This window comes from Pantoea sp. X-Soil-YNGN-775, from assembly GCF_059730575.1.
Genome location: NZ_AP035946.1, coordinates 348,977 through 375,148 on the forward strand (window position 1 = coordinate 348,977; position 26,172 = coordinate 375,148).

Sequence of the window (26,172 nt, forward strand, 5' to 3'; positions counted from 1 at the left end):
ATCATGCGACACTGTTTCACGCTGAAATTAATGACAGCCAGCATCGCTACTTATCTGAAATTTGGGCGCTATTTACATCTTTTTAAGCTAAATTATTTTCGGTTTTTGCGCCTGTATAGGGGAGATTTCAGTGCATAACGAACAAAATGGCCGTGACGAGAAACGTCTTAATGCGGTTAAAGCACTCCTGACGCCTGATGAAGCCAGGGATGAAGTGCTGGAGAAGTTTGTGCATCTTGCCAGTCAGGTATTAGGGATCTCGGGCAGTTTTATTTCGATTATTGACGACCATAATCAATATATTAAGGCTTCACGTAACTTCGATCTTAAACAGTCGACCCGCGATGAATCCCTGTGTCGCCACGTGATTGATGGTGAGGGCCATCTGGTGGTGGTAGATACACTGCTGGATTCACGCTTTGCCGTGCACCCGTTTGTTGAAGGCGAACCGCATATTCGTTTTTATGCGGGTGTGTCACTTGAGAACCTCGACGGCGCCGTGCTGGGCACACTCTGCGTGACCGATACCCAGCCGCACGCTTTCTGCTCAGAGAAACTCGCTACCCTGAAGTTGCTGGCCAGACTGGTGACCTCGTTTCTGGATGCCTGGAACAATGCCGGTTTCGCCGATGTGATTACCCATCTGCCCAATCGCCCACGGCTAATCCGCGATATCCAGCAGCTGATGGTCACCGCACCGCACAGCCGTTTCCGTCTGATCCTGATCGACTGCATCGATATTCCGCGCGCTTATGAACTCTCCCGCACCGTCGGCATTGCGCCGATGGAGAAGCTGCTGCGACAGATGGCCGAACAGGTTGCCGCCCGACTCAATCTGCCTGCCGGTGATACGCTTTATTCCTTTGCCCCCGGTCGTTTTGCGCTGATTCAGCCGTGGTCGGGCCGCTACACGGCGCACAATATGATCGACGTGCTGCAGGGAATGAAAGCCGATCTGTCGGAAAACATTACCCTCGATCTGGCTATCTTTACCGGCGAAACCGGGTTCGTGCCCGGCCAGATTAACGCCAATGAGATGGTCCGTCAGGCGGTCAGCGCGCTGCATGAAGCGATAGATGAAAACATCAGCGCGATGTCGTTTGATGAAAGTTACGACACCCGTCGTACCGACGACTTTATGATCATGAACGATCTGGCGCAGGCGCTGAAAAAGGATGAAGGCCTCTATCTGGCGTATCAGCCGAAAGTCTGCCTTAAAACCGGTAAAACTGTCGGGCTGGAGGCGCTGATTCGCTGGCATCATGCCGAACGTGGCGAGCTGTTCCCGTCTGAGTTCGTGCCTTTAGCCGGCAAAACCAACCTGATCTCTGACCTGACTAACTGGGTCATCGATCATCTTATCGAGCAGCTCGCGCGCTGGAATCGCGAGTACAGCCTGATTCCGGTGTCGATTAACGTCAGTGAGCGGGACTTCTCCAAAGTGGAGTTTGCCGATTCGCTGCTGGCGAAACTGCAGGCGGCACAACTGCCAGCTTCGGTGATTGGCATTGAGTGTCTGGAAAATGAGCTGATCACCGAGAGCAACGTCGCTATCCGCGGTCTGGAAGCGCTGAAATCGCACGGGTTTGTTATTTCGCTCGACGATTTTGGTACCGGCTACAGTAACATCAGCTATCTGCAGGATATCCCGCTGGACGTGATCAAAATCGACATGTCGCTGATATCGCGTATGGCTGAAGATGACTCATCAAAAATCATCGTTAAACGGATTATTCAGATGCTGAAAGAGCTGAATTATACCGTGCTGGCGGAAGGGGTGGAGACCGAGGCGACGCTGTCATTACTGAAAGAGTACGGATGCGATCAAATTCAGGGCTACTTCTTCTCTAAACCGCTGCCTGCCAGCGACATCGAACACTGGCTCTATCAGAAACCGTTGTGATACTAAGCCCGCAGCAATCGCTGCGGGCTTAGCCGATCACTGCCCGTCGATAGCGTAACGCTCAACCGGTGTAATCTTTTTAATCAGCCGGGTATCAAACAAAAACTGCTCATAGGCCTGATAACGGGCACGGTCCAGCTTCGCCGGATCGGCAGCAAACAGCGGCAGCGAAGCCTGCCACGCCTGATGGTTCAGCGGCGTATTCAGTTCAGGATGCCGGGCGGCAAAAGTCTGCCAGCTGGCTTCGGGATGGGCCTGCAATTCCGCGTTGCCGCGTTTCAGCGCCCGCAGGAACTTTTTGATTTTCTCTGCCTGCGCTTCATCGCGGTTCGCGACAATAATCAGCTCGTCATAGGCCGGCACGCCATAATCCTCCACCTTAAACACCACCGGATCTTTACCCTGCAACCTGATCTCCAGCGCTTCAATATTTCGATAACCGCCAATCACCGCATCCACCTGGCCGGTCAGCAGGGCACTGGTCAGCTGGAAATTGACGTTAACTAGTTTAACCTCGCTGGCCTTCAGACCGTCATGTTGCAGCATGGCAGCCAGTGTCGCCTGCTCAATACCGCTGACCGAATAGCCGATCCGTTTGCCCTTTAAGTCTGCCGGTTTTTTTACCGTCTTATCCAGCGTAATCAGGGTATTCAGCGGGGTGTTTATCAGGGTGCCGACCCGCATCAGCGGTAATCCCTGATCAGCAAAGAAATGCAGCTGCGGTTGATAGGTAATGGCTAAATCTGCCTGCTTCGCCGCCACCAGCCGCGGGGGCAGTGCTGGATCGGACGGTGGAACCAGCGTGACATCCAGACCTTCCGCCTTAAACGCGCCAATTTGCTGCGCCACCATTATCGGCGCATGGTCTGGGTTGATATACCAGTCGAGCATCAGCGTCAGTTTTTCTGCTGCATGAAGCGGGCTGGCGAGTGCTGCGCTGATGATCAGCGCCGACAGAACAGGTTTACGCATCGGATTTTCTCGCAGGATAGAGGTCATAAGGAATTATCGGGCGCCCAGGCGATCAGGCGGCGAAGCAGGGCATCGACCGCCAGCCACAGCGCCAGCGTCATCAGCACCAGAATAAACAGCGCGGCAAAACAGATATCACTTTGCATCCGGGCGTTGGCGTTAAGCATGACGTAACCCAGACCTTCGGCCGAACCGACCCATTCGCCAATAATCGCGCCGATTGGCGCGATGGCCGCGGCCATCCGCAGCCCCGAGCCGAGCGCTGGCAGGGCGGCCAGCAGCCGGACATGGCGCAGTTGCGATCCTCGTGAAGCGCCCAGCGTGCGAGCCAGATCGAGATAACCCGGACTGACGCGGCGCAGGCCATCATAAAAGGCCGAGGTCACCGGGAAGAAAATCACCAGTACCGCCATCGCCACTTTGGCGCTCATGCCGAAGCCAAACCACAGCACCAGCAGCGGTGCCAGTGCAAAGACCGGAATCGCCTGGCTGGTGAGCACCAGCGGCATCATCCAGCGCTGCAGACGCGGCGAAAACGTCATGCCGAGCGCCAGCAGGCAACCCAGTACTACGCCAATCGCCATTCCACTCAGGATTTCAGTGAAGGTGATCAGGCTGTGATAGCCGAGCCAGCTCTTACTGGTCCAAAGCGCCTGCGCAACGGCCGCCGGTGAAGGCAGCAGAAACGCCGGCACCGGCAGCAACGTCACCAGCCACCACAGCGCAATCAGGCCGCTGCACAGCGTGATGCCACGCCACAGCGGGGCAAAGCGGCTGAGCTGTTTCATAGCGTCACCTTAGCCAGCTGTTGCAGCAAAGCGGCCTGGCTGCGAATCACGCCAGCATCATCAGGCGCGCGCGGCGGCTGACCCGCTAATGGCGGGCAGGGTTCAATGCCTGAGCCGGTCAGCACCCGCATATGATGGCTGAGTCGGCAGGCTTCCGCCGCGTCGTGAGTGATCAGCAACACGGTATGTTGCGCCAGCACCCCGGCGGCCAGGGTCTGAATCTGGCTGCGGGTCAGCGCGTCGAGCGCGGAAAAGGGCTCGTCCATCAGGACAATCGGCTTTCGTGCATATAAGGTGCGCGCCAGTGCGGCCCGCTGCCGCATGCCGCCAGACAGGGTGGCGGGCCGGGCCGTTGCGTAGCGAGTCAAACCAACCCGCGCCAGCAGATGCTGCGCCCAGTCGCGGTCCGGTTTTTCGCCGTGCAGACGACTGGCCAGGCAGACGTTTTGCTCCACGCTCAGCCACGGATAGAGCAAATCCTGCTGGCCCATCCAGGCGATCCGCCCGGCCAGCGGCAGGCCATCACTGCCGCTGACCAGCCCGGATGTCGGCGGCGTCAGGCCAGCAATGACGCGCATCAGGCTACTTTTCCCGACGCCGCTGGCACCCAGCAGCGCAGTGAAGGCCGCGGCGGGGATCTCCAGGTCGAGTGAGTCGAACAACCGATGCGATCCCAAATCCAGCCTGAGCTGACGTACAGAAATGCCCGGCGGTGATAACAGCGTTGAACGGCTCATTGGGATGACGTCAGTTGCGGGTCGAGGCCCATCTGCCAGAAGTCGGATTCCAGCCGGGTGGCGGTAGTGAATATCGTCGCCAGCTGGTCGAATCGCTCAGCCCCGGCGCGCTGTTGGGCCAGCGTTTCAAACAGATTCAACGCCGCGCGAACACCGGCCAGATAATCGGCATCGCCGTAATTCTGAATCCAGGCGCCGTAAGGATTGCCTGCGATCACCGTCGCGGGATGGTGTAACAGCGTCAGGCCGATTTCAGCATAGCCGGCAACGCACGGCATTAGCGCGGTCATCAGCTCAAGCGCATCTCCGCTGTGGCCGACGTCCAGCACGTAACGGGTGTAGTTGATTGTTTCAACGGCTTCGGCCTGGCTGGCCAGCACGGCTTCGCTGATCCCCCACTGCTGGCAGTAAGCCACATGCAATGGCAGTTCATTGACGATGGCGTTGAGAGATGCCGTTGCTGCACGTAACGCTGCCGGGTCGTGCAGTTTACTGACCAGCAGCCCATAGGCGCGGGCAAAGTGCAGCAGAAACAGATAATCCTGGGTGAGGTAATGACGAAAAGCGGCGGGAGGCAACTGGCCCTGGCCGAGCTGCTGCACAAAATCGTGCGACACGTAGGCGTGCCAGTGATCGCCCGCCTGGTGACGCAGGCGGCCATAAAAGCCGGTGTCGAAAAGCGCAAGTGACATAGGATCTCCATTAACGGTTCGTTAACATAAGGAGATCCGGGCATACGATGAAGAACAGGCAAAAACGCAGAAAATGATGCAGAAACGTTGCCGACCCGTCCCTTCGCTGGCATGACCCAGATCAGGTTCAAAGGGTTCGGCTTGTGCCATCTCAGCCCATTACAGGACACCCCTCGGAGACGTTTGTTATACGATAATTATCTGCTGAATACAACGGCACGCCGCAGTCCAGCTCAACCAGCCGCCCGCTTACTGCTGCGGGTCGGCTGACCAGAATAGCCTGTTCTGTCGATACAAGGTGACAGCGTCACTCCAGATCTTCACCATTGCTGGCGATCACTTTTTTATACCACCAGAACGATTTTTTCCGGCTGCGCGCCAGCGTGCCGTTGCCCAGATCGTCACGATCGACATAAACAAATCCGTAACGTTTACTCATTTCGCCGGTCGAGGCGGCAACCAGATCGATGCAGCCCCAACTGGTATAACCCATCACCGGCACACCGTCCGCAATCGCATCGCCCATCGCCCGGATATGTTCACGCAGATAGCTGATGCGGTAATCATCTTCAATCTCACCGGCGTCATTAAAGGTATCCCGTGCGCCCAGACCATTTTCGACCAGAAACAGCGGCTTCTGATAGCGGTCATACATCATATTCATGGTGATGCGTAAGCCAAGCGGATCAATGCCCCAGCCCCATTCACTGCGCGTCAGATGCGGGTTGGTCAGAGATTTCACCACGTTGGCGGCGCTGCTGTTAAGCTCGTTCATCTCTGCTGACGCGCAACGCGAGGCGTAGTAGCTGAACGAGACAAAATCGACGCTGTTTTTCAGAATCTCAGCATCGCCGTCGTCAATCTGCAGGCTGACCCCTTTTTCCCGAAACAGGCGGGCCGCGTAGGCGGGATAGTATCCGCGCGCCTGCACATCAATAAAGAACAGGTTTTCGCGGTCTTTTTCCAGCGCCGCCCAGACATCTTCCGGTTTGCTTGACCATGGATAGAAGTTGCCGCCCGCCAGCATGCAACCGACCTGATTAGCCGGATTTATTTCATGGGCGATTCTGGTCACCAGCGCGCTCGCCACCAGCTCATGATGGGCCGCCTGATACTTAACCTGCTCATGATTTTCACCTGCTTCAAACACCAGCCCGGCACCGGAGAACGGACTGTGCAGCAGAATATTGATCTCATTAAAGGTCAGCCAGTACTTCACCAGACCGTCAAATGCCTCAAAGCAGCTGCGGGCATAGCGGGCAAAAAAGTCGATCATCTTGCGGTTGCGCCACGAGCCATATTCAGTAACCAGATGCATCGGCACGTCAAAGTGACACAGCGTAACCAGCGGTTCGATATTGTATTTACGGCACTCTTCAAACACCGCGCGGTAAAAGGCGATCCCCTGCGGATTCGGCGTCAGCTCATCCCCATTCGGAAAGAGACGGCTCCAGGCGATAGAGGTGCGAAATACGCTGAATCCCATTTCCGCCATCAGCGCAATGTCTTCCGGATAGCGATGATAGAAGTCTATTGCGTCGTGGCTGGGGTAAAACTCATCGTCACGCAGGGTGAAACGTTGCTCCAGGCCTAACTTCACCGGCATCCGGTGCGGACCGTGGGGGATCATGTCAACGGTGGTTAAACCCTTTCCGCCTTCACGATAGCCTCCCTCAGCCTGGTTGGCGGCTAACGCGCCGCCCCATAAAAATCCTTGCGGGAATCTTAATTCAGACATGAAATCCTCTGTTTTGGGTCAGCATTGCCGGTTAGTTGGCGTTAATCGCGTTGGTTCGTTCGGTCACCAAGCCGATGATGGCGCAGCCGCAGCCGTAGAAGCCGGCTCGGTTTCAGGAATGTCCTCGAAACCTAAAATCAGCGTCAGCACAAACGACAGCACTACCGACAGCACCATCACCGCCGCCACCCAGACGATGCTCATCGGATTAGCGGGGTCGAAAAATTGTACGCTGGTGAACAGGCCGGGTGAGGCCATCGAGTGACTGGCCAGCCCGCCAATGCCGGCTACCGCGCCACAGATAAAGCCGCTGATTAAACAGGCGATCAGCGGACGTTTCAGCCGGACCGCCACGCCATACAGCGCCGGTTCTGAGATGCCTGCGATAATCGCTGATGCCGCCGCGGCCAGCGCGGTCTGGCGCAGTTCACGGTTTTTGGTTCTGAACGCCACCGCCAGCGACGAGCCACCCAGCGAAAGGTTGGCGCCGATTTCAGACGGCATGACCATTCCCTCTTTGCCGGTTTCAGCAATGGTCTGGATTATGGTCGGGGTAAATACCCGGTGCATCCCGGTCATCACCAGCAGCGGCCAGATGGCACCCATAATCGCCACTGATAGCCAGCCGAGATAGCCGTGAACGGTATACACCAGCGCCGAAATCCCGCTGCCGATCCAGATACCAATCGGCCCGATCAGGACGATGGCGATCGGTGCAGCAATCAGCACAATCAGCATTGGCTTAAGGAAGTTTTTTGTCACCGCCGGGGTGATGCGATCGACGCCGCGTTCGATGTGCGACAGAATCCAGGTCATCACCAGCGCCGGAATAACCGTGTAGGTATATTTCACCGCGGTCACCGGAATAAAGGCAAATTCCACCGGCTGGCCCTGTGCCGCTTTCGCCATCAGCTCAATGAAATTGGGATGCACCAGTACCCCGGCAATGGCAATCGCCAGCGACATGTTGGTTTTGAATTTCAGCGCAGCCGACGCTGCCACCATCACCGGCAGGAAGAAGAACGCTCCGTCGCCAATTACATTCAGGATCACCAGGGTTGATGACCCTTTTTCAAACACCCCAGCCATATCAAGAATCATCGCCAGCAGCTTGACCATCGATCCGCCGATAATCGCCGGAATTAACGGGGACATGGTGCCAACCAGCGCATCGAGAATCCCTGCGCCAATCCCTTTTAAGGTCAGTTTGCGCTTCACCGGCGCAGCGGTGCCGCCGCCAGGCGAACCTAACGACATCACCGCCTGATAAGCCTGCGAGACATTATTGCCAATGATCACCTGGCACTGGCTGTCGTTATGCACCACACCCATCACGCCATTGATGGCTTTTAATCGCGCAATATCGACCTGCGTCTGATCTTTAACCACAAAGCGCAGGCGCGTCATACAGTGGGTGAGCGCCTCAATATTGGTGAGGCCACCTAACGCGTCAACGATAGCGCGTGAAACCTCGTCATAGTTTCTGGGCATGATGGATCTTCTCTGTAGGGTAATCGGTCAGTGTTATGTTTTGTGCCCTGACTAAGCGGCAAATAGGAAACCGGTTTCACAAAATCATGAAGATGTTTATTGCATGGGACAAGCGTTAAAAATACTCAGTTTTTGATTCTGTGATGTAAGTCACCACCAGCGATAATGAAATGCGATGCCGTGCCGGTGAAAATATTTCCAATAATGAGAGGCTTAGGTAGACTGCTAACAGGCGCAGTGAAGGAGCAGTGAAATGGCAACGATTCAGGAAGTAGCAGCGCGGGCAGGCGTATCAAAAGCCACGGTATCGCGGGTGTTGTCAGGCAACGGCTATGTCGGGCAGGAGAAGCGCGAACGGGTACTGCAGGCGATAGCCGAAACCGACTACCGGCCGAATCTGCTGGCGCGTAACCTGGCGACCAAATCCAGCCAGACCATCGGCCTGGTGATCACCAATACGCTCTATAGCGGCAGTTACTTCACTGAACTGATGGCCCACTCGGCGCGGATGATGGAGCAGCAGGGGCGTCAGCTTATTCTGGCCGACGGCAAGCATACTGCGGAGCAGGAGCAGGCGGCGATCCAGTTCCTGCTCGATCTGCGCTGCGACGGAATTATCATCTACCCGCGGTTTCTCTCAATCGACGCGCTTGATGCCATCATCTCCCAACACCGGCAGCCGATTCTGGTGATTAATCGCCGCTTGCGCATTAACGACAGCTACTGCATTTACATCGATCAGCAGGCCACCAGCACCGATGCTGTCAGTCAGTTGCTGGCTCGCGGACATCGTGAGATCGCCTTTATCACCGGATCGCTGGATTCACCGACCGGCATGGAACGCTTGTCGGGTTATCAGGCCGCGCTAAAGGATGCGAAGATTGCGCCTGAGCCGCAGCGGATTGTGCAAGGGAAGTGGACAGCGCAGAGCGGCATGGCAGCGGTCGATAGCCTGCTGGCGCGCAAGGTGGCGTTCACTGCGATTGTCGCAAGCAACGATGAGATGGCGATCGGTGCCATCAAGCGCCTGACCGAATGCGGCATTGCGGTTCCGCAGCAGGTGTCGGTGCTGGGCTTTGATGATATTCCGCTGGCACCCTATATCACGCCTTCACTGTCGAGCATCAAACTGCCGGTCACCGAAATGATCAACGAAACCATTGGCCGGCTGATAACCATGCTGGATGGCGGTGAGTGGCGACCGCGGCCGCCATTTAACGGCAGCCTGATCCTGCGTGATTCAGTGGCTGACGGCCCTGCGGCGTAAAGCTTAGCCGGTAGTGATCTGAGTCACCTCAACCTGCTGCTCCTTCAGCTGCTGCAGGGTAGCGGCATCGAGCTGATCATCAGTAATGACCCGGCGGATCGGGTAACCTGAGGAGAGCGGATAAGGCTGAATCTGACCAAATTTCGAGCTGTCGGTTAGCGCATAGCTAGCGGCTCCTTTTGCCAGTACCGCATCAACCACATCACAACGCAGCATATTGCGACCGGTAAAACCGCTTTCCGGGTGCCAGCCATCGACCCCGACAAACGCCTTATGGAAATGGGTCTGCTGAATACAGTAACGGGTGAGTGGACCGACCATCGACTCGCTGCTTTTTTGTAGCAGACCGCCCAGTACGATCACTTCGCAGGCGGCTTCGCGCAATAACTGGGCGATGTAGTGACTGACGGTGATCAGGGTGATATCACTGCGTTGTGCCAGCGCGCGCGCCAGCAGAGCATTGGTGCTGCCGCCTTCAATAAATACCGACTCGCCGGCATTGACCAGGCGGGCGGCGTGATCGGCCAGCGCCTGCTTAACCGGATAGCGGGTATTCATCCGGGTGCCCACATTATCGCTGTCGATCGCCAGCGCAGAACCGTGGATCCGCCGCAATAAGCGATCGCGCTCCAGCAGGGTAAGGTCCTGACGCACCGTCACTTCTGACACGCCCGTCAGCTGCGCCAGTTCGCTGACCGCAATGGTGCCGCGGGTATTAACCAGTTGAATAATCTGATGATGTCGTGGATTCATAAGCCAGCTTCGCAGAACAATAGACGCTGCAGTTTAACAGGGAAAACACCGCGCCGGAGCCGACGCGGTGATAATTCAGGCTAAATCCAGCGCCCGCCGGCCATTCTGATTCAGATCGGCCAGCGTGAAGCGCTGCTGCCAGTTCGCTTCGTAATCTTCAGGCGGAAAATCTGCGGGCGAACGCCCCTGTTCCAGCGCCCCGGCAACCTGTCGGGCATAAGCCCGGTTCTTGTCGCACATCGGTGCGGCCGGAATGTACATCACATTGCCCCAGCCCTGCTGATCTTCTACCGGTGCCACCGCGTGAATGACATCGCAATGCCACCAGACGGAATCCCCGGCCTGTAAAGCAGGGATTGAACTGAGTCCGGCGATCAGATGAGGATGCCATTTTTCATTGATCGGCAAGACCCGCCCCGGTTCTACCCCGCACAGTTCATCGTCCGGGACATCGGATAACAGCGGACGCAGCAGCACATAGGCCATCGCCTCCGGTACCGGTACCACATGCAGCAAACCCTGGCCGGGAATCATATCTGACAGGGCGGTCCAGCCCTGGAAAGTGCGGAAAACCGAGCATTTGGTGGTATCAGGCAGATCATATTCATCGACTTCAGTGCGATGCGCGGCATCCCACGGATCGTATGCGGCAAAATCACCGCTAAACAGTTTGCCAAATACCTGCTGATAAGCGGGCAGCAGCCAGCGTTCAAGCGCGCCGGAATCAGTATGCGCACCCAACCCTTTTGAGGTAGTGCCCGGCAGCCGGCGACGGATACGATCGGGATAGATTACGCTGACATCCGGATCAAACCACTGCTGTCCCTGCGAATCGAAAGTCCATAGCCGATTGAGGAAGGATTGCACCTGGGTCATGGCGTCACTCTGACGCGCCTGCATTTGCGCCTGCGACCAGTAGATCGGGTAGATTTCTGGCCGTGACGCTTCCAGGCTGCCAAAGAAGTTATCGCCAGGACCGCGATACTGCTGGTCAAAGTCATTCAGTTCGAGGTAATCAAGCATCGACTTATCCCACGCCAGTGCCTGCTCGCGATCAAAATTCTGTTTGATGACCACGCAGCCGCGTCGTTTGATCTGCGCCCGGGTTTCATCTGAAACCTCACCTCTGGCCAGAGTTTGCATCTCCACGATGGGCCAGGCGCTGCCTGTTCGCTGCTCATCAGCCTTTGCTTCGGCAATCGCCGCTTCAATTTTGTCACACACCTGACGGAACAGCGCTTCCACATCACCAATCTGGCTACGCAACTGCTGTTTCATCTGGCGAATCGCTGCTTTGACGTCAGCAGGCAGCGGGGTAGACCGGGAATTAATTTTCATCTCAGGCTCCTTAACGTGTCAGGGTTGAGTTACGATTGAAATTTATTTAACCTTCATTCGTAAGTTACGGCTAAGATTAACATCCTTGTAACCATGAAAAACGTGCGCTGTAACACAAGTTTCTTACCGGAACGCTCTGAAAGCCGTTAACAAACTCACTATTAACATTCTCAATAATCCACACAGCGAGTAAGCTTTATGAATCAATTCAATCAGCCGAAAGGACACGACGGCGCAGGTATAGGGGCAGGCAAGATGGCGGTTAAGATGATTGCGGTGGATATGGATGGCACCTTTCTGGATGACAACAAGCAGTACAATGTCCAGCGGTTCTCACGTCAGTATGCGTTGCTGAAGCAGAAGGGCATTCGCTTTGTGGTCGCAAGCGGTAATCAGTATTATCAGTTGCAGCGCTATTTTCCCGAGATTAAAGATGAGATTGCCTTTGTGGCGGAAAACGGGGCGTGGGTCTCTGACTGCAACGAAGAGATTTTTTGTGGCGAGTTAGCCAAAGAAAAAGTCCATCAGATCCTCGATATTCTGGCGCACGAACCGGATATTGCGGTGGTGGTCTGTGGTCGTAATGGTGCTTATGTGCATTCATCCGCCTCTGATGAGGTGCTGGCGATGCTGGCGAATCATTATCACCAGCTGGAAAAGCGTGATGATTTATATGACATCGACGACACCATTTTCAAATTCTCCCTTAATCTGGCGCATGAAGACGTCGATGCGCTGCTGCAACGACTGCACAACCAGCTGGGCGAACTGGAGAACATCATGCATCCGGTCTCCAGCGGCTTTGGCTTTATCGATCTGATTATTCCCGGCTGCCACAAGGCGCACGGCATCGCGCTGCTGCAGGAAAAATGGGGCATCAGCGATTGCGAAGTGCTGGCAATTGGTGACAGCGCTAACGACATTGAGATGTTGCGCCAGGCCTGTTTCAGTTTTTCCATGGCGAATGCGGTTGATTCGGTGGCTGCGGTCGCGCGCTATCAGACCCAGAGCAACAATGACGAAGGCGCGCTGAACGTCATTTCCCGGGTTCTGGCCCGCGAATTCCCCTTCGATTGATTCTTCACGCTTAACAGCAGGGCGACGGGCAGATCGTCACCCTGCGGTCTGCTGGCTTTCGCGCGCATGGCGCTCCATCTCATCCAGCGCTGCCTGATTTTCCAGTCCCCACTGATACATCTGTTCAATCGGTTCCGCGAACCGATGACCCAGCGCAGTCAGGCTATATTCCACCTTTGGCGGCACCACCTGATACACCTGACGTGACACCAGCCCTCGCTGCTCCAGTTCCCGCAGCGTCTGAATCAGCATCTTCTTCGAAATACCCTGCAGGCTGCGTTCCAGTTCACCGGTCCTGGCACGATTTTCTGGCCAGTGATAAAGCGCGTGCAGCACCATGGTGCTCCATTTTACCGCAAACAATTCCAGCAGGCGGCGCGGCGGTGAATCGGCATAAAAGCAGAGTTTTCCCTCAACCCAGACCGGCATAACCTTTCTCCCTTTGCATGGTAACCAACGGGTAACTACTACCAAAATGGTGACCTGGTGTCTATAGTGTGCCGCTTTCTTTACCGCTATAAGCCACTACGAGGCGACAGATGAAAATTAATGCACTGGTTGCATCACAGGCCACCCAACCGTTACGAGCCGGGCAGGTTGAGATTCGCGATATACAGGCGAACGACGTCATGATTGAGGTGCTGTACTGTGGCGTTTGTCACTCAGACCTGCACATGGCACGCAATGAATGGGGCGTCAGCCGCTATCCATTAGTTGCTGGCCATGAAATTGTCGGCCGGGTAGCCGCAGTGGGTGACAGCGTCACGCAGTTTACGATGGGGCAGACCGTTGGGGTTGGTGTGATGGTTGACGCCTGCGGGCAATGTCATTTTTGTCAGCAGCAGGAAGAACAGTATTGTGAGACGGGCTTCACGCCGACTTACAACGGCATCGATAAGTATACCGGCGCATCAACCTTTGGCGGTTATGCCAGCCAGGTAATCGCCGACCAGAATTTTGTGGTTTCGGTACCCCATAACCTTGCATTGAACGCGGTGGCTCCGTTACTTTGCGCCGGCGTTACCGTCTGGTCGCCGCTGCGTCATTTCAATGTCAAAGCCGGCGATCGGGTTGGCGTGGTCGGTCTGGGTGGGTTAGGGCACATGGCGGTTAAACTGGCCAGTGCGCTGGGCGCAGAGGTCACTTTATTTACCACTTCGCCTGAGAAAGGAGCTGATGCGCGTCGTCTTGGCGCCAGCCGGGTAGTAGTTTCACGTGATGCCGCCCAGATGGCAGAGTGCCAGGCCTCACTGGATATCATTCTTGATTGTGTTGCGGCTCCGCACGATCTTGATCCTTATCTGGCGACGTTAAAAACCAATGGTCAGCTGGTACTGGTCGGCATTCCCGATCAACCGCATCCCTCACCGAACGTTACACCGATGGTGTTTCGTCGGCTCAGCATCAGCGGCACCTCGATTGGCAGCATTAAAGAGACGCAGGAGATGCTCGATTTCTGCGGCCAGCACAACATTACCGCTGACGTTGAGATGATTAGCGGCGAGGAAGTTGAAACCGCCTTCGCGCGTATGCTGACCAGCGATGTCAAATATCGCTTTGTGATTGATATGCAGAAAACCGGCTGGTAACAGCACCACGGTCTGCCTGTGGGCAGACCGTCAATTTGGGGTCATCAGCTCGCATAGTGGCTTACAGACAAGCACTCGTGAAGGAAAGGGCAGTGAATGGATTTGAATCGTTAGTGCATATAGTTACAACATACTATCAATCAAAGCAGTATCACACACTTCAGCTTCAGTGCGGACATCTTTTCTACAGTAAGACAGGCTGCTCACTGTTATTGATTCAGCACATCAACCGCGGGCAAAATCAAATCTGACCTGCCCGCTCCGCTGCTTACAGGGAAGAAATAAAATTTCGTTCACACTGACATCGTCAGGCTCGTTTATCGCAAATGCGACCATTCGGGCATAAGTCTCTGCGGGAATACCGACTTTACCAACGCAGGCCTGATTTGCCGACTGAACGTCTTTGTCGCTGATAGGGTCAGGCAGTTCTGTAGAAACCGCGCCCGGAGAGAGGAGAGTAGCTCTGAGGTTATGCTCACTGGCTTCTTTACGTAATCCTTCAGTCAGCGCACGAACGGCATATTTAGTCGCCGGGTAAACTGCCGATCTGGGGGAGATGGTGCAGGGTACTAAAACCATCATGCTGACGCTCGATTCGCAGAACGTTATTCACACCGTAGCATTGATGGTGCCTGTTAAACCTGTCAGAGCAGCTCAATCAATCCACTTTCGGTTGATTCACTCGATGACGCAGTGACAGATGCTTTATGTCGTCTGGTCAAACTGCTTGCTGATCCAGCTGGAGACCTTTATTCGCTGATTAGCCAGAAACTTACAGGGTGAATAAGCCTGGGTGATCTCACCCGCAGTCGACTCAGCAAAAAACAGCTACCCGGTGAAAATACCGGATAGCCTGTAGTCAGTCAGCCTGAGGAGGCATTACTCTTTGGATTTTTGCTCTTTTTCCTTCTCCGCATCCGCTTTATCTGCATCATCATTGTCTGCGACGTGGCTGAACGGCTTAAGTAACTGGATATCCAGAATGACGTACACCATAGTGCTGATAAACAGTGAGATCACACTACCGAACACGCCGCTGGTGGTGAAGGTGAGATAGTTGTAGATCACCAGCCAGGTGAGGCAAATAAACAGCGCCAGCGAAATGGTCAGGTTAGCGACGGAATAGTTACTGGTGCCTGCGCCCTGGGTGTGTGTCACTTTAAACAGGTTGCCGATGGAGTATTTTTCCAGCACCAGAATGGTTTTTTCCCAGTTGCGCTGCTTACGGGCGCTGGCGCGGGTCAGAAATACAAACAGAATCGAAATAAAAAAGCCGGAGAAGGCAATCAATACCGGAATCGCCTCCAGAGCATATTCAATGCTTTTATGTCCGCTGCTGCTGCTGAGATCCAGCGTTAACGAGGCACCCAGCGCGGCATAGAGAAAGATAAACAGTAACAGAAAGGTCAGGCTGCGCTTCCAGTCACCTTCGGCTTCGATGTTTTTTTGTTGGATGGCTAACTGCAGTGACTGCTGGATTTGCCCGGCCTGCGGCGAATCAGCGTCCAGAGTCTGGCAGGGCGCAGCAAAGAAGTCGTTCATGAACAGCTCATCTTCTTTGTGGATAGAGATTTTCATCGGATACCTGTGTCAGAAAGGATGTCCGGTTATTCTAATCAGCCTCGCCTGAATTAACAGGAACTTTGTGCTGAAACCCTTTCGCTGATTTTTATTTATCAAGCCAGGCCAGCGGAGCAGGCAGATTTCCACTGGTTATCCGCTCTTATAATCTGAAACTGTATCTCTTTTTTGCTGTGGCTGCCCCTCAGCAGTGTCATTATGACTTAACCGGCTAACTTTCTGTCTGATTTAATAAAAAATCAATCAGCACCTTCACTCTGTTGGTTTTCCCCGCGCTTTTCGGGTAATAAACATACACAGCTGGGTAGGTCTTCCAGTAGCGCTCCATAACGGGAATCAGCTTCTCACGGTCCGGTTGCAACCGGTGAACCGGTTCAAATAGTCTTCCAATCCCCAGTCCGTGACGTATCCCATCCGCCATAACGTCAATATCGTTGCTGATTAACTGGCCGGGCATTTCAACTGTCAGTTGCTCGCCATTATCATTCAGTAGCAGCGGAAGGATACGATTGTTGGTGATGAAGCGATAGCCGATAAGCTTATGCTGATAAAGGTCAGCGGGCACCACAGGCGTACCGTATTCTGCAAGATAGGCCGATGAGGCATATAATCCTTCCCGAAAGGGTTTCATTAGCGGGCGTGCCACTACGCCCCCCTCCAGAATATCGCCAAAACGGATACCCAGATCGAAGCGATCCTCAATGATATTTACGGTGCCATCAAAAACCGAGATTTCGAGCCGGATAGCCGGATACCGTTGGCAAAATGCGGCCATCACCGGCTTAAGTAGCAGCAGATAAGCAAAGCGAGAGAGAGTAATCCGTACCAGACCTGACGGTTCCTGATTCTGCTCCCGAATACTTTCCAGAGATTGCTCCAGCGTTTCCACCGCTCCAGCGGTTTGATCCAGCAACTGTTGCCCGATATCAGTCAGTTCAATGTGCCGTGTAGTGCGGACAAAAAGCGGATACCCGATATGTTTCTCTAACAGCTTCAGGGCGTTGCTGACCGAAGGAGGGGAAATCTCAAGCTTCCGGGCGGCAGCAGTAATGCTGCCTTCACGCGTAATAGTTTGAAAGATACGTATCTGGTTATAAAGGGCGTTATTCATCGCGTCATCCTGAAGCATTATCCGGCTCATTATTAAGTACAGGCTAAATATCCTCAAGTCAACGCCCCCCTGATTTGACTCAAAGGTGAACCTGGCTTTCCGTGGATGCAGCGGACTGCTGAGTTCAGGAGATTAAATGGGCGTTCATGGCTGGGTATAGCCGCTTTCGGCGCCATGCTGAACATAATTGACCCTCTGTCACCTCGGTTTCGCTGCGTTTCGGGCGTTTCCGTCAGGAACATTCGCGAGGATAGTTTCCATCAAAACTGACCGGATGAGGCTTGTCTCGCTGGCGAAGCCTTCAGCACCATCGGCAATTTAGCTGTTACATCAGCCTCGAAGTGAAGTGTGAAGTGATAGCCGCGATTAAATCAGCATCATAAGCTATCCAGTGAAAGGCGAACCGGATTTAGCGTCCATATTTATTCTGACTGGACCGACTCGTCTCTGTCGGCTCTGAAAGATGCCGTTATTAACATGATGATTTTCAGCGGCGTGAAGTACGGCACCAGAATACCAGGTAAAACAGGCGGCGATTGTTAGTTACAGGCTAAAATTTATTAAGCCAGTACTGCTCTAAAATAAATCCTCACACCGACCTATACTGAAGCCACTCAAGTAAAAATATTAAGTCATTGAAAATGAATAATATCCTGATTATCTCCGGCCATCCCGATCTGAATGCATCCATTGCTAATGCCACCATACTGGAAGAACTTGCTGCTGCACTGCCTGAGGCTGAAATCCGGCGTCTGGACGGGCTTTATGCTGACAGTAAGATCGATATCAAATCAGAGCAGGAGAGTCTGTTGAAAGCAGATGTGATTGTCTGGCAGTTCCCATTTTCCTGGTATTCGCTGCCGGGGCTCATGAAGCTTTGGCTTGATGAGGTTTTTATTCACGGTTTCGCGCATGGTTCAACAGCAAAACTTGGCGGTAAAAAGCTGATTCTTTCATTCACAACCGGCGCACCGGATGCACTGTATGCGCCAGAAGGGTTATTCGGGCATCGCGTCGAGGATTACCTCCTGCCGTTAGAAACGACGGCCAGGCTTTGTCATCTGGAACTGCTTGAGCCGGTTTATACCTGCGGCATCAGTTATGTCGGCAGGGACCACCAAAAAATCATGCAGCAAAAAACGCTCGCCCGGCAGCACGCATTAAGGCTGGTAGCAGTCATGAATTCGCTCTCTTCTGATACGCAAGCAGCCAGCTAAATGAGGAACTGAGATGTTCATTATCACGATTACGGTAAGCGACGCGATTTCAGCTGAACAATATGAATCACTTTTCAGCGGGCATGCCAAATGGTTCAGGCATTATTTCCAGACCGGAATATTTGTGGTTGTTGGTCCGTATGCCGATCGTGAAAGATCGGGGGTCATTATTGCGAATGTTGAGAGTCTTGAGGCCCTCACGACAATCCTGAAAGAAGACCCCTTTTATCCCGACCTGGCGACCTATGAGGTACGGCCGTTCATTGCCAAAATGATTGCAGAAAACCTGCATCAGCTTCAGCAAGGGTAAATCAAAGTCTGCCACGGAATGATCAGCGAGGATTTAACATGATGCAGTACACCACTCTGGGTAACAGTGATTTACGCGTATCCCGTATCTGCATGGGATGTATGGGCTTTGGTGATCCTGCCACCGGACAGCATCGCTGGACGCTGGGTGAAGCGGAAAGCCGCGAGATTATCCGTTACGGACTTGAGCAGGGCATCAATTTTTTCGATACCGCCATCGCCTATCAAAACGGATCCAGCGAGCGTTTTGTGGGGCGGGCGTTGCGTGACAGTGTAAAACGCGAGGAGGTAGTGGTAGCAACAAAATTTCTGCCACGAACGCCCGAGCAGATTACCAGCGGCATCAGCGTTAAACAGGCAATGACACAATCGCTCAATCAGAGCCTGCGCAATCTCGGCATGGACTATGTCGACCTCTATATCTACCACATCTGGGATTATAACTCGCCGGTCATTGAGGTGCTGGAAGCGCTGCATGCGGCAATCACCGGCGGTAAAGTGCGCGCCATTGGGATATCAAACTGCTATGCCTGGCAGCTTGCGAAAGCGAACGCGCTTGCCGGGCAGGAAGGGCTGACCCCGTTTGTTTCCGTTCAGAGCCACTATAACCTGATCATGCGTGAAGATGAGCGTGAGCTATTTGGTCTGTGCGCAGAGGACAACATTGCGTTGACGCCTTACAGCTCTCTTGCCAGCGGACGTCTTGCCAGACCGGCTAATACCCTTACGCGACGGGCTGCTGAAGATGATTATGCCAAAGGAAAATACGACAAAACTGCTGAGCAGGATCGGGTGATTATCGATCGGGTGGCTGAACTGGCCAGGCGATATGATGTTTCTATGACCGAAGTGTCGCTGGCATGGCTGCTGACAAAAACAACTGCGCCTGTGGTGGGCGCCACCCAGAAACATCATATTGACGGTGCCGTTAATGCCGTAAAACTGCAGCTTAGCCCGGAGGATATTGATTATCTGGAGGCGTGTTATCAGCCACATGCTTTAACCGGGATTATGGCTCAAAACAGCCCGAAAACTAAAGACACGAAGCAGGTATGGACGCGATAAATAACCGAGCGGCAAATTTGAACAGGAGAGAAAGGGTGAATAAAATAATGCTGGCGGCGCTGGCGACGATGTTGAGCATGACATCCGCGCTGGCGGCAACACCTGCTTTTTATGTCGCAGAGTTTCAGGCGACAGATCGTGAAGCAATAAAACCCTACAGTGCTCAGGTCGAATCGACCTTCAGGCATTACGGCGGGCGTTTCATCGTACGTGGTGGGGAACCTGATGTTAAAGAAGGTTTTGGCGCACAGGGTAGGCTCGTCATTATCCAGTTTGACAGTCTGAAAAACGCTCAGGACTGGTATAATTCGCCTGAATACCAGCAACTGATTCCCATACGCCACCGCGCCGGCAATTCAAGAACCTATATAGTTGAAGGTCTGCCGGGACAGCCGGATGCTAAACCTTAGCGAGGTTAGCCTGCAGGGAACATTACACACCGCAGCGGCAATAAAATTGGTATCAGATATGACAGAAGGAAGGGTTAAAAATATCTATCACCGCAAAGCTTATACGGCTGATATTTATCTCGCCACTTCTCGATTGATATTAAGTTCCGGAGCAAAATAATTACCACGGCGCGCTTCTTGTCTCATCCTGATGATACCCATGCGTTGCAATCAACGCTCACAGGTATCAGGGCAGAACGGCCGAGACGCCTGAAGAGTCATCCTATGATATAAAGGTATTCCGTGAAAAATATAAGCGTAATTTTCGTTAGTCTGATAATGAGCGGGGCCGCCATAGCGAAAAGCCCTTATTTTCCAGACGGCACCATAATGAATATTTTTGAGTTCAGCATCAAAGCTGATAAAAGCCAGCGATATGATGAGATCGCAAAGGAGACCATTACGAAATCAGTTGACCAGGAGGAGGGGACGCTGGCCATGTATTCCCTGAGGCATAAGGAGGATGCGCGACACGCTTATATGATCGAACTGTATAAAAACAATCAAGGTTATCAACAACACATTAATGCCGAACGCTATAATAACTTCGTTGCCCTGGCGCCTGAGATTATTGAGAAGAAAAGGCAGATAAGGGTAATACCACAGTTTCTTGGTGATAAACACGTGGTCCGGAATGCAGAAACCATAAACAATCTGGTGATAGTCGATGTAAAACCTGAATTCCAGCAGGCATTCAAAAAAATCGTCCTGCCGGAAATGGCGGAGTCAATCAAAGTAGAACCGGGCGTGCTGGCTATGTATGCCGCTACTGAGATCAAAAACCCTTTTCGCTGGTACTTCTATGAAATTTACGCCAGTGAGGCCGATTACCAGCGGCACAGAGAAACGCCACACTTCCGGACTTACATCAGGAAAACGGCAGAGATGACCCGCCTGAAATCCGCCATACCAGTAAGGCCGGTCTTGCTCAGGAATAAAGGTGGACTCAACGCGGCGCAATAGCGGGCGGCTCTGGTTAACAACACTTGTTTTGCAACAGCTGGCTGTCACTCCCCGGTTACAGCCAGAGAGGCGTTGGTTAGGTGATGACATAAAATCAACGAAAGTGTTGCCCTGAATGACCGGTCGACCAAAGCGTGTAGTACCCGCCCGGCGTGAGCGACATCCCCCCCGGGATCCGGTTCAATCAGGCTGAAAATGACTTCTCTGTCGGTAAGATACTGATCGAGACCTTCAGCGAACCCAACACGATAGCTACATATTGCGTAATTTAAACTGCTTTATGGCATCGTTAATGTTGTTGGTGTCGAGAGTGGCAATGCATTGATTACCATTGAACACCTCGTAATGGGCGTTGTGTAACTGAAACAGCAAATCTTTGCCGCGAAAATGGATGCGTTTCTGTTTTACGCCTATCCCATGCCGTCGCAACAAAGCCTGCGACAGTCGATCGGTCTCTTTTGCCATAGCCTCAGCTCCCCGGCAGTACGTGGTCACTGCCATTAAACCTGATAAAGATGAGTTTTATATTAAGAGATGTCCTTATTTTTAACAGGGTCAACGCACACATTTCCGGTGAGAATCGCGCTGATATTAACCAGCCCGGCAGGTATAACCTGACCGATAGCGGATTAATGCTAATCAGCCCACTGAAGCAGCCGCGGATGCGGTACACTTGGCCGGTGAATTCACCACTGGACACGATGCTATGAACGACAAGAAGATGATCTCGATTGATCAGTTCAACGCTGATGAACGACTGGCCGTAGAGGAAACGTTCAACGGGCTGGTGCAGAAGTATCGCCAACGGACCGGCAAAGAGCCTGATAGTAAAAAAGAGAAAGAATTCAATACCGAAGCGCGACAGCTCATCATGTCGAACAAGCTTGAGAAAGAAAGAGTACAGGCAGAAAAGGAGAAGAAAAAACCGCTGCGCCGGAAAAAGCCATCATCGCTGGCAGCAAGTGAAGTCGGTGATTTCAACTGGGCAGCCTCAGTGGTTAAAGGCCGCAGATAGCCGCTCTCTGCGTTATCAGGTCAGAATGAGCCTGAGGTATTACCCTCAGGCTGCAGGCTCAGATCGGCGCATAGTCGCCGGTACCCTCGGGCCATGGCGTTAACAAATCAAATCCATCTTCAGTCACCGCCACGGTATGCTCCCATTGTGCTGATAAAGAACGATCTTTGGTCACCACCGTCCAGCCATCCGACAGCACGCTGGTGCCGGCTTTACCGGCATTAATCATCGGCTCGATGGTAAATATCATCCCGGCTTTAAGCGGCATGCCTTCTCCCGGCGTACCGTAATGCAGCACCTGTGGATCGGTATGATAGATTTCGCCCACGCCGTGGCCGCAATATTCACGCACCACCGAGAAGCCAGCCGCTTCCGCCACACGCTGAATTGCCGCACCGATGTCGCCCAGCGTCGCGCCCGGACGAACCGTTTTAATCCCGGCTACCATCGACTGATAAGTGATATCAACCAGGCGCTTAGCGCGTACTGACGGCGTACCGACGAAATACATCCGGCTGGTATCGCCGTACCAGCCATCTTTTACGATCGCTACATCGATATTCACGATATCGCCATCTTTCAATTTTTTGCTGGCGGGAATGCCGTGGCAAACCACGTGGTTAACCGAGGTACAGGTGGTGCGGGTATAACCGTGATAACCGATGTTAGCCGGAACCACCTTCAGCTCATTCACAATGAAATCGTGGCAGATATCATCAAGCTCTTCGGTGGTGATACCGGGACGAACGTGCGGCGTAATCATCGCCAGCACCTGCGCGGCGGCATGTCCGGCCGCGCGGGCCTTTTCAATCTCTTCCGAAGTATGAATTTTAACCGTGTTCATGACACATCTCCTTGTGAAGTGAGACTTTCTTGATGAAGTAAATGTCGGATATCAGAACTGCCTTCCAGTTCTAATCGAATCAGCATCTGTGCGAGCTGCTGCTGAGTGAGTTGCGGATAGAACTCCGCCAGCATTCCCAGCTTGAGCCAGTGCTCTGCCTGCGCATTGATCGATCGACTCATCGCCTGGCTGGCAATGCGCAGATTTTCATGCATCAGGTCGGAAATTTTAACGATGCCCATGTAAACCCTATATGAAACGTATATGTTTTATATATAGCTTAATGACAACGATATGATTTGCAAGGAGACTTTCTCACCGGTGTGGAAATGCCTGGAATTTATATGAAAATCAAGAGTATGTCTTATATCAACAGATATTCATCTGCACATGAATCGGGATGCTGTTTGAACATTGAAAGATTTCTGATTTCATGCAAGGTCGGCGGGGCCGCCTCCTCACTTAAACCGTACTGCGCCTAAGCTCGTGTAAATGCCTGCGTCAGTTTGTCCGAACGCACAGGGCAGGGATAACGCCCGTGACGGTGCATAGCTGAATAAATGAGGTGCTGAGAAAGGTAGTCCTGGCGGCAGATTCCGATGACGTCACTCAGCCTCATAGCGAGTAGAGTATCATCACCTCATCGATGCGTGTGATGAGGCTATTTGCCACTGTTTCAGCAGGCAGAAGTAGACTGGTTCCGAACATTCGATGATTCCGGCGTGTCTGCTGATGCGTAAAGCTGCTGCCCACTACCCCAAAGCAGTTTACTACGGGTTTATCAAAGCGCTGCTGGTGATATGGGATGTGAACAGCCGCTTAAATTTTATAGCAGACACAGGCGGTCATGTCCTGGTGTCAACACAGTGGCGATTAAGACCTGAGACGACCCCACTAAACACTTCAGGGCGCATTCTGGTTTAATTGTTATTGTTTCACCTTTTACTCTGTGACGCCTGAATCAGTCGTGTGTTTTAGGTCGCATGACGATATGAACAATGCCCATCTTTCCGGGTGCATAAAAGTAGATTTTGATAAAGGTTGTCAGGAAGTTATGCCAGGCACGAGAAAAAATCCTATAAAATCCGTTCGTTTCCTGAAATTTTCATCTGCTCTGTCATAATGGCTGTTACATTCAGAAATGGTCCAGCAGAGAGGTTATATGTCTCAACCAAAAATAACAGAGCAAACTCAGCGAAGTAAAATCAATCCTCCGGTGTTTTACAGCTCCGCCATACTGATATTTATTATCGTTGCTTTTGCCGCAATTTTTCCTGAACAAGCTGACAAGCAGCTCAGCGCGCTGCAAAGCGGCATCTTCGCCAATGCCAGCTGGTTTTATATACTGACTGTTGCCCTGATACTGATGAGCGTCGCCTATCTGGGCATGTCCCGGTTTGGTGACATCAAGCTGGGCCCCGACCATTCTGAACCCGATTTCAGCTATGTCTCGTGGTTTGCCATGCTGTTTTCAGCTGGCATGGGCATAGGGCTGATGTTCTTTGGCGTGGCGGAGCCGGTAATGCACTACATGGCACCGCCGTCAGGCACACCGGAAAGTGTGGAGGCCGCCAAGGAGGCCCTCCGCATCACCTTCTTTCACTGGGGGCTGCATGCCTGGTCAATCTACGCCATCGTTGCATTGATACTGGCCTTCTTCAGTTATCGCCACGGCCTGCCGCTGACGCTGCGCTCAGCGCTCTATCCGATTATTGGCGAAAAAATTTATGGGCCGATAGGGCATGCCGTAGATGTTTTTGCGGTTATCGGTACCGTGCTCGGTGTAGCAACCTCGCTGGGTTATGGCGTCCTGCAGGTCAATGCCGGACTCAACCATCTCTTCGGAATTCCGGTTAACCAAACCATACAGGTGATACTGATTGTGGTTATTACCGGCCTCGCCACCTTGTCTGTGGTATCGGGACTGGATAAAGGGATCCGTATCCTTTCAGAAATTAATCTGACGCTGGCGGTGCTGTTGCTGGTTCTGGTTGGTGCGATGGGGCCAACGGTTCTGCTGCTAAAATCGTTTGTTGAAAATACCGGCGGTTACCTTTCAGAAATAGTAAACAAGACCTTTAATCTGTATGCCTATGAGCCTAAATCCAGCAAGTGGCTGGGAGGCTGGACCCTGTTTTACTGGGGTTGGTGGCTGGCCTGGTCACCCTTCGTCGGGATGTTTATTGCCCGCGTTTCGCGTGGACGAACCATCCGTGAGTTCGTTACCGGTGTATTGTTTGTGCCAGCCGGTTTCACATTGCTGTGGATGACGTTTTTCGGTAACAGCGCTATCTGGCTGATCGTGAGTAAAGGCGCCCGCGACCTGGCAGAGACCGTACAGTCCGATCAGACCCTCGCGTTGTTTAACTTTCTTGAGCACTTCCCCTTTAGTTCAGTGCTGTCGTTTATTGCTATGGCCATGGTTGTCGTCTTTTTCGTGACGTCAGCTGATTCCGGCGCGATGGTGGTTGATACCTTAGCGTCAGGAGGCACCGATAATACGCCGGTCTGGCAGCGTATTTTCTGGGCTTCAATGATGGGTGTTGTTGCCATCGTGCTGTTACTGGCAGGCGGCATGAAAGCGCTACAAACGGTCACCATTGCCAGTGCGTTGCCCTTTGCGATTATTCTTCTGGCGTCGATTTACGGGCTTTTCAAAGCGCTGCGAATTGATTATTACAAACGTGAGAGTAAGCAGATCACCACCATAGCCTCACCGGCTTCACGAAATCCTATTTCCTGGCAACGCCGGTTGAGGAACATTGCCTATTTTCCCAAGCGTTCAAATGTAAAACGATTTATGAATGAAGTTATTCAGCCTGCCATGCATATGGTCAGCGGCGAACTGCTCAAGCAAGGCACCGCTTCTCATCTCAATGATAGTGCAGACGACCGGGTACATTTTGAAGTGGATCTGGGAAATGAACTCAACTTTGTTTATGAAGTTCGCCTCCGCTCGTATATCCAGCCGACTTTTGCCCTTGCCGGATTAGGCGATGAGAAAAAAGAAGAGCATCGCTACTACCGTGCCGAGGTATACCTTAAGGAGGGCGGGCAGGATTACGACGTAATGAGCTGGACGCAGGAGCAAATTATCAACGATATTCTGGATCAGTACGAAAAGCATCTGCACTTTCTGCACCTGGTACGTTAATAACCGGGGCCTGGCTCACTGCCTCAGGCCCCGATTATGACGCATCGTGTGTCGATTCAGCCCAGGCATCTTTGCCCGGGCTTTTTTATGGTCAGATGTGTTGTCGCTGTATCCTGCTC

Annotated in this window: 25 protein-coding genes, 1 pseudogene and 1 riboswitch; of the genes and pseudogenes, 11 read left to right on the forward strand and 15 right to left on the reverse strand. The window is 53.0% G+C overall.

The window, feature by feature from the left end; all coding sequences use genetic code 11:
- Positions 1 to 130 precede the first annotated feature (130 nt).
- The gene (locus AC6I8I_RS21560) at positions 131 to 1,903 is read left to right on the forward strand and encodes a sensor domain-containing phosphodiesterase (protein WP_312054008.1); all 1,773 of its coding nucleotides are present in this window, start codon (positions 131 to 133) and stop codon (positions 1,901 to 1,903) included.
- Positions 1,904 to 1,939: 36 nt separating this feature from the next.
- Here AC6I8I_RS21560 and AC6I8I_RS21565 read toward each other — a convergent pair whose 3' ends face one another.
- The 6 genes from AC6I8I_RS21565 to ascF form a co-directional block, all read right to left on the reverse strand.
- Positions 1,940 to 2,875: an ABC transporter substrate-binding protein gene (locus AC6I8I_RS21565; protein ID WP_497828681.1), complete on the reverse strand. Its 936-nt coding sequence runs from the start codon at positions 2,873 to 2,875 to the stop codon at positions 1,940 to 1,942.
- Positions 2,876 to 2,898: 23 nt separating this feature from the next.
- On the reverse strand, positions 2,899 to 3,663 hold the full coding sequence (locus AC6I8I_RS21570; protein ID WP_497820918.1) for an ABC transporter permease: 765 nt from the start codon (positions 3,661 to 3,663) through the stop codon (positions 2,899 to 2,901).
- Positions 3,660 to 4,400: an ABC transporter ATP-binding protein gene (locus AC6I8I_RS21575; protein ID WP_497828682.1), complete on the reverse strand. Its 741-nt coding sequence runs from the start codon at positions 4,398 to 4,400 to the stop codon at positions 3,660 to 3,662. The genes AC6I8I_RS21570 and AC6I8I_RS21575 overlap by 4 nt, the downstream gene beginning before the upstream one ends.
- Positions 4,397 to 5,092: a thiaminase II gene (tenA, locus tag AC6I8I_RS21580; protein WP_497828683.1), complete on the reverse strand. Its 696-nt coding sequence runs from the start codon at positions 5,090 to 5,092 to the stop codon at positions 4,397 to 4,399. The genes AC6I8I_RS21575 and tenA overlap by 4 nt, the downstream gene beginning before the upstream one ends.
- Before the next feature lie 81 nt (positions 5,093 to 5,173).
- Positions 5,174 to 5,276: riboswitch (TPP riboswitch) on the reverse strand.
- A gap of 123 nt (positions 5,277 to 5,399) precedes the next feature.
- On the reverse strand, positions 5,400 to 6,830 hold the full coding sequence (locus AC6I8I_RS21585; protein WP_312757411.1) for a 6-phospho-beta-glucosidase: 1,431 nt from the start codon (positions 6,828 to 6,830) through the stop codon (positions 5,400 to 5,402).
- A gap of 63 nt (positions 6,831 to 6,893) precedes the next feature.
- Entirely contained in the window at positions 6,894 to 8,321 is a 1,428-nt protein-coding gene (gene ascF / locus AC6I8I_RS21590) for a PTS cellobiose/arbutin/salicin transporter subunit IIBC (RefSeq protein ID WP_497828684.1), read from the reverse strand.
- Positions 8,322 to 8,574: 253 nt separating this feature from the next.
- On the opposite strand from ascF, the gene AC6I8I_RS21595 reads away from it, so the two are divergent.
- Complete coding sequence (locus tag AC6I8I_RS21595; RefSeq protein WP_312054018.1) at positions 8,575 to 9,588, forward strand: LacI family DNA-binding transcriptional regulator; 1,014 nt, start codon at positions 8,575 to 8,577, stop codon at positions 9,586 to 9,588.
- A 3-nt stretch (positions 9,589 to 9,591) separates the two neighbouring features.
- Here AC6I8I_RS21595 and AC6I8I_RS21600 read toward each other — a convergent pair whose 3' ends face one another.
- Together AC6I8I_RS21600 and AC6I8I_RS21605 are read right to left on the reverse strand one after the other, a co-directional pair.
- Positions 9,592 to 10,341: a DeoR family transcriptional regulator gene (locus tag AC6I8I_RS21600; RefSeq protein ID WP_312054019.1), complete on the reverse strand. Its 750-nt coding sequence runs from the start codon at positions 10,339 to 10,341 to the stop codon at positions 9,592 to 9,594.
- Positions 10,342 to 10,416: 75 nt separating this feature from the next.
- Entirely contained in the window at positions 10,417 to 11,679 is a 1,263-nt protein-coding gene (locus tag AC6I8I_RS21605; protein WP_497820923.1) for a DUF1479 domain-containing protein, read from the reverse strand.
- A 255-nt stretch (positions 11,680 to 11,934) separates the two neighbouring features.
- Between AC6I8I_RS21605 and AC6I8I_RS21610 the strand changes: the two genes are divergently transcribed.
- Positions 11,935 to 12,756 (forward strand): Cof-type HAD-IIB family hydrolase, encoded by an 822-nt coding sequence (locus tag AC6I8I_RS21610; protein WP_497828905.1) that lies wholly within the window; start codon positions 11,935 to 11,937, stop codon positions 12,754 to 12,756.
- Between the two features lie 36 nt (positions 12,757 to 12,792).
- Here the strand turns inward: AC6I8I_RS21610 and AC6I8I_RS21615 are convergent, their stop codons facing one another.
- Positions 12,793 to 13,185 (reverse strand): winged helix-turn-helix transcriptional regulator, encoded by a 393-nt coding sequence (locus tag AC6I8I_RS21615; RefSeq protein ID WP_312757418.1) that lies wholly within the window; start codon positions 13,183 to 13,185, stop codon positions 12,793 to 12,795.
- Positions 13,186 to 13,295: 110 nt separating this feature from the next.
- Between AC6I8I_RS21615 and AC6I8I_RS21620 the strand changes: the two genes are divergently transcribed.
- Positions 13,296 to 14,345, forward strand: coding sequence for an NAD(P)-dependent alcohol dehydrogenase (locus AC6I8I_RS21620; RefSeq protein WP_497828685.1), 1,050 nt, complete (start codon positions 13,296 to 13,298; stop codon positions 14,343 to 14,345).
- A gap of 225 nt (positions 14,346 to 14,570) precedes the next feature.
- Here the strand turns inward: AC6I8I_RS21620 and AC6I8I_RS21625 are convergent.
- The 3 genes and pseudogenes from AC6I8I_RS21625 to AC6I8I_RS21635 all read right to left on the reverse strand — a co-directional run.
- Positions 14,571 to 14,903: pseudogene (locus AC6I8I_RS21625) on the reverse strand (SDR family oxidoreductase); the annotation flags it as partial.
- Between the two features lie 321 nt (positions 14,904 to 15,224).
- Complete coding sequence (locus AC6I8I_RS21630) at positions 15,225 to 15,923, reverse strand: RipA family octameric membrane protein (protein ID WP_312054026.1); 699 nt, start codon at positions 15,921 to 15,923, stop codon at positions 15,225 to 15,227.
- 214 nt (positions 15,924 to 16,137) lie between these two features.
- On the reverse strand, positions 16,138 to 17,037 hold the full coding sequence (locus AC6I8I_RS21635) for a LysR family transcriptional regulator (RefSeq protein WP_312054028.1): 900 nt from the start codon (positions 17,035 to 17,037) through the stop codon (positions 16,138 to 16,140).
- A gap of 641 nt (positions 17,038 to 17,678) precedes the next feature.
- Here AC6I8I_RS21635 and AC6I8I_RS21640 point away from each other — a divergent pair.
- The 5 genes from AC6I8I_RS21640 to AC6I8I_RS21660 all read left to right on the forward strand — a co-directional run bounded on the left by AC6I8I_RS21640 (position 17,679) and on the right by AC6I8I_RS21660 (position 21,040).
- On the forward strand, positions 17,679 to 18,254 hold the full coding sequence (locus AC6I8I_RS21640) for an NAD(P)H-dependent oxidoreductase (RefSeq protein WP_312054030.1): 576 nt from the start codon (positions 17,679 to 17,681) through the stop codon (positions 18,252 to 18,254).
- 13 nt (positions 18,255 to 18,267) lie between these two features.
- The gene (locus AC6I8I_RS21645; RefSeq protein WP_312757425.1) at positions 18,268 to 18,564 is read left to right on the forward strand and encodes a YciI family protein; all 297 of its coding nucleotides are present in this window, start codon (positions 18,268 to 18,270) and stop codon (positions 18,562 to 18,564) included.
- A gap of 41 nt (positions 18,565 to 18,605) precedes the next feature.
- Positions 18,606 to 19,628 (forward strand): aldo/keto reductase, encoded by a 1,023-nt coding sequence (locus AC6I8I_RS21650; protein ID WP_312054106.1) that lies wholly within the window; start codon positions 18,606 to 18,608, stop codon positions 19,626 to 19,628.
- 35 nt (positions 19,629 to 19,663) lie between these two features.
- Positions 19,664 to 20,038 (forward strand): DUF1330 domain-containing protein, encoded by a 375-nt coding sequence (locus AC6I8I_RS21655; RefSeq protein WP_312757426.1) that lies wholly within the window; start codon positions 19,664 to 19,666, stop codon positions 20,036 to 20,038.
- A gap of 282 nt (positions 20,039 to 20,320) precedes the next feature.
- Entirely contained in the window at positions 20,321 to 21,040 is a 720-nt protein-coding gene (locus AC6I8I_RS21660) for a putative quinol monooxygenase (RefSeq protein WP_409519750.1), read from the forward strand.
- 252 nt (positions 21,041 to 21,292) lie between these two features.
- Here the strand turns inward: AC6I8I_RS21660 and AC6I8I_RS21665 are convergent, their stop codons facing one another.
- Positions 21,293 to 21,505 (reverse strand): hypothetical protein, encoded by a 213-nt coding sequence (locus AC6I8I_RS21665; protein ID WP_497828686.1) that lies wholly within the window; start codon positions 21,503 to 21,505, stop codon positions 21,293 to 21,295.
- Positions 21,506 to 21,746: 241 nt separating this feature from the next.
- On the opposite strand from AC6I8I_RS21665, the gene AC6I8I_RS21670 reads away from it, so the two are divergent.
- Positions 21,747 to 22,055 (forward strand): hypothetical protein, encoded by a 309-nt coding sequence (locus AC6I8I_RS21670; protein WP_312054038.1) that lies wholly within the window; start codon positions 21,747 to 21,749, stop codon positions 22,053 to 22,055.
- A gap of 58 nt (positions 22,056 to 22,113) precedes the next feature.
- Here the strand turns inward: AC6I8I_RS21670 and map are convergent, their stop codons facing one another.
- On the reverse strand, positions 22,114 to 22,899 hold the full coding sequence (map, locus tag AC6I8I_RS21675) for a type I methionyl aminopeptidase (protein WP_312054039.1): 786 nt from the start codon (positions 22,897 to 22,899) through the stop codon (positions 22,114 to 22,116).
- Complete coding sequence (locus AC6I8I_RS21680) at positions 22,896 to 23,141, reverse strand: ParD-like family protein (protein ID WP_312054041.1); 246 nt, start codon at positions 23,139 to 23,141, stop codon at positions 22,896 to 22,898. The genes map and AC6I8I_RS21680 overlap by 4 nt, the downstream gene beginning before the upstream one ends.
- A 920-nt stretch (positions 23,142 to 24,061) precedes the next feature.
- Between AC6I8I_RS21680 and AC6I8I_RS21685 the strand changes: the two genes are divergently transcribed.
- Positions 24,062 to 26,053, forward strand: a complete 1,992-nt coding sequence (locus AC6I8I_RS21685) for a BCCT family transporter (RefSeq protein WP_312054043.1) — start codon at positions 24,062 to 24,064, stop codon at positions 26,051 to 26,053.
- Positions 26,054 to 26,172: the final 119 nt, after the last annotated feature.

Excerpts from the sequence above, each read along its gene's own strand:
- AC6I8I_RS21670 (WP_312054038.1), top strand. The coding sequence starts at position 21,747 with ATGAACGACAAGAAGATGATCTCGATTGATCAGTTCAACGCTGATGAA.
- AC6I8I_RS21635 (WP_312054028.1), bottom strand. The coding sequence starts at position 17,037 with ATGAATAACGCCCTTTATAACCAGATACGTATCTTTCAAACTATTACG.
- ascF (WP_497828684.1), bottom strand. The coding sequence starts at position 8,321 with ATGCCCAGAAACTATGACGAGGTTTCACGCGCTATCGTTGACGCGTTA.
- map (WP_312054039.1), bottom strand. The coding sequence starts at position 22,899 with ATGAACACGGTTAAAATTCATACTTCGGAAGAGATTGAAAAGGCCCGC.
- AC6I8I_RS21640 (WP_312054030.1), top strand. The coding sequence starts at position 17,679 with ATGAATAATATCCTGATTATCTCCGGCCATCCCGATCTGAATGCATCC.
- AC6I8I_RS21570 (WP_497820918.1), bottom strand. The coding sequence starts at position 3,663 with ATGAAACAGCTCAGCCGCTTTGCCCCGCTGTGGCGTGGCATCACGCTG.
- AC6I8I_RS21615 (WP_312757418.1), bottom strand. The coding sequence starts at position 13,185 with ATGCCGGTCTGGGTTGAGGGAAAACTCTGCTTTTATGCCGATTCACCG.
- AC6I8I_RS21665 (WP_497828686.1), bottom strand. The coding sequence starts at position 21,505 with ATGGCAAAAGAGACCGATCGACTGTCGCAGGCTTTGTTGCGACGGCAT.
- AC6I8I_RS21605 (WP_497820923.1), bottom strand. The coding sequence starts at position 11,679 with ATGAAAATTAATTCCCGGTCTACCCCGCTGCCTGCTGACGTCAAAGCA.
- AC6I8I_RS21585 (WP_312757411.1), bottom strand. The coding sequence starts at position 6,830 with ATGTCTGAATTAAGATTCCCGCAAGGATTTTTATGGGGCGGCGCGTTA.
- AC6I8I_RS21630 (WP_312054026.1), bottom strand. The coding sequence starts at position 15,923 with ATGAAAATCTCTATCCACAAAGAAGATGAGCTGTTCATGAACGACTTC.
- AC6I8I_RS21610 (WP_497828905.1), top strand. The coding sequence starts at position 11,935 with ATGGCGGTTAAGATGATTGCGGTGGATATGGATGGCACCTTTCTGGAT.
- AC6I8I_RS21650 (WP_312054106.1), top strand. The coding sequence starts at position 18,606 with ATGCAGTACACCACTCTGGGTAACAGTGATTTACGCGTATCCCGTATC.
- AC6I8I_RS21620 (WP_497828685.1), top strand. The coding sequence starts at position 13,296 with ATGAAAATTAATGCACTGGTTGCATCACAGGCCACCCAACCGTTACGA.
- AC6I8I_RS21575 (WP_497828682.1), bottom strand. The coding sequence starts at position 4,400 with ATGAGCCGTTCAACGCTGTTATCACCGCCGGGCATTTCTGTACGTCAG.
- AC6I8I_RS21600 (WP_312054019.1), bottom strand. The coding sequence starts at position 10,341 with ATGAATCCACGACATCATCAGATTATTCAACTGGTTAATACCCGCGGC.
- AC6I8I_RS21680 (WP_312054041.1), bottom strand. The coding sequence starts at position 23,141 with ATGGGCATCGTTAAAATTTCCGACCTGATGCATGAAAATCTGCGCATT.
- AC6I8I_RS21595 (WP_312054018.1), top strand. The coding sequence starts at position 8,575 with ATGGCAACGATTCAGGAAGTAGCAGCGCGGGCAGGCGTATCAAAAGCC.
- AC6I8I_RS21685 (WP_312054043.1), top strand. The coding sequence starts at position 24,062 with ATGTCTCAACCAAAAATAACAGAGCAAACTCAGCGAAGTAAAATCAAT.
- AC6I8I_RS21565 (WP_497828681.1), bottom strand. The coding sequence starts at position 2,875 with ATGCGTAAACCTGTTCTGTCGGCGCTGATCATCAGCGCAGCACTCGCC.
- tenA (WP_497828683.1), bottom strand. The coding sequence starts at position 5,092 with ATGTCACTTGCGCTTTTCGACACCGGCTTTTATGGCCGCCTGCGTCAC.
- AC6I8I_RS21645 (WP_312757425.1), top strand. The coding sequence starts at position 18,268 with ATGTTCATTATCACGATTACGGTAAGCGACGCGATTTCAGCTGAACAA.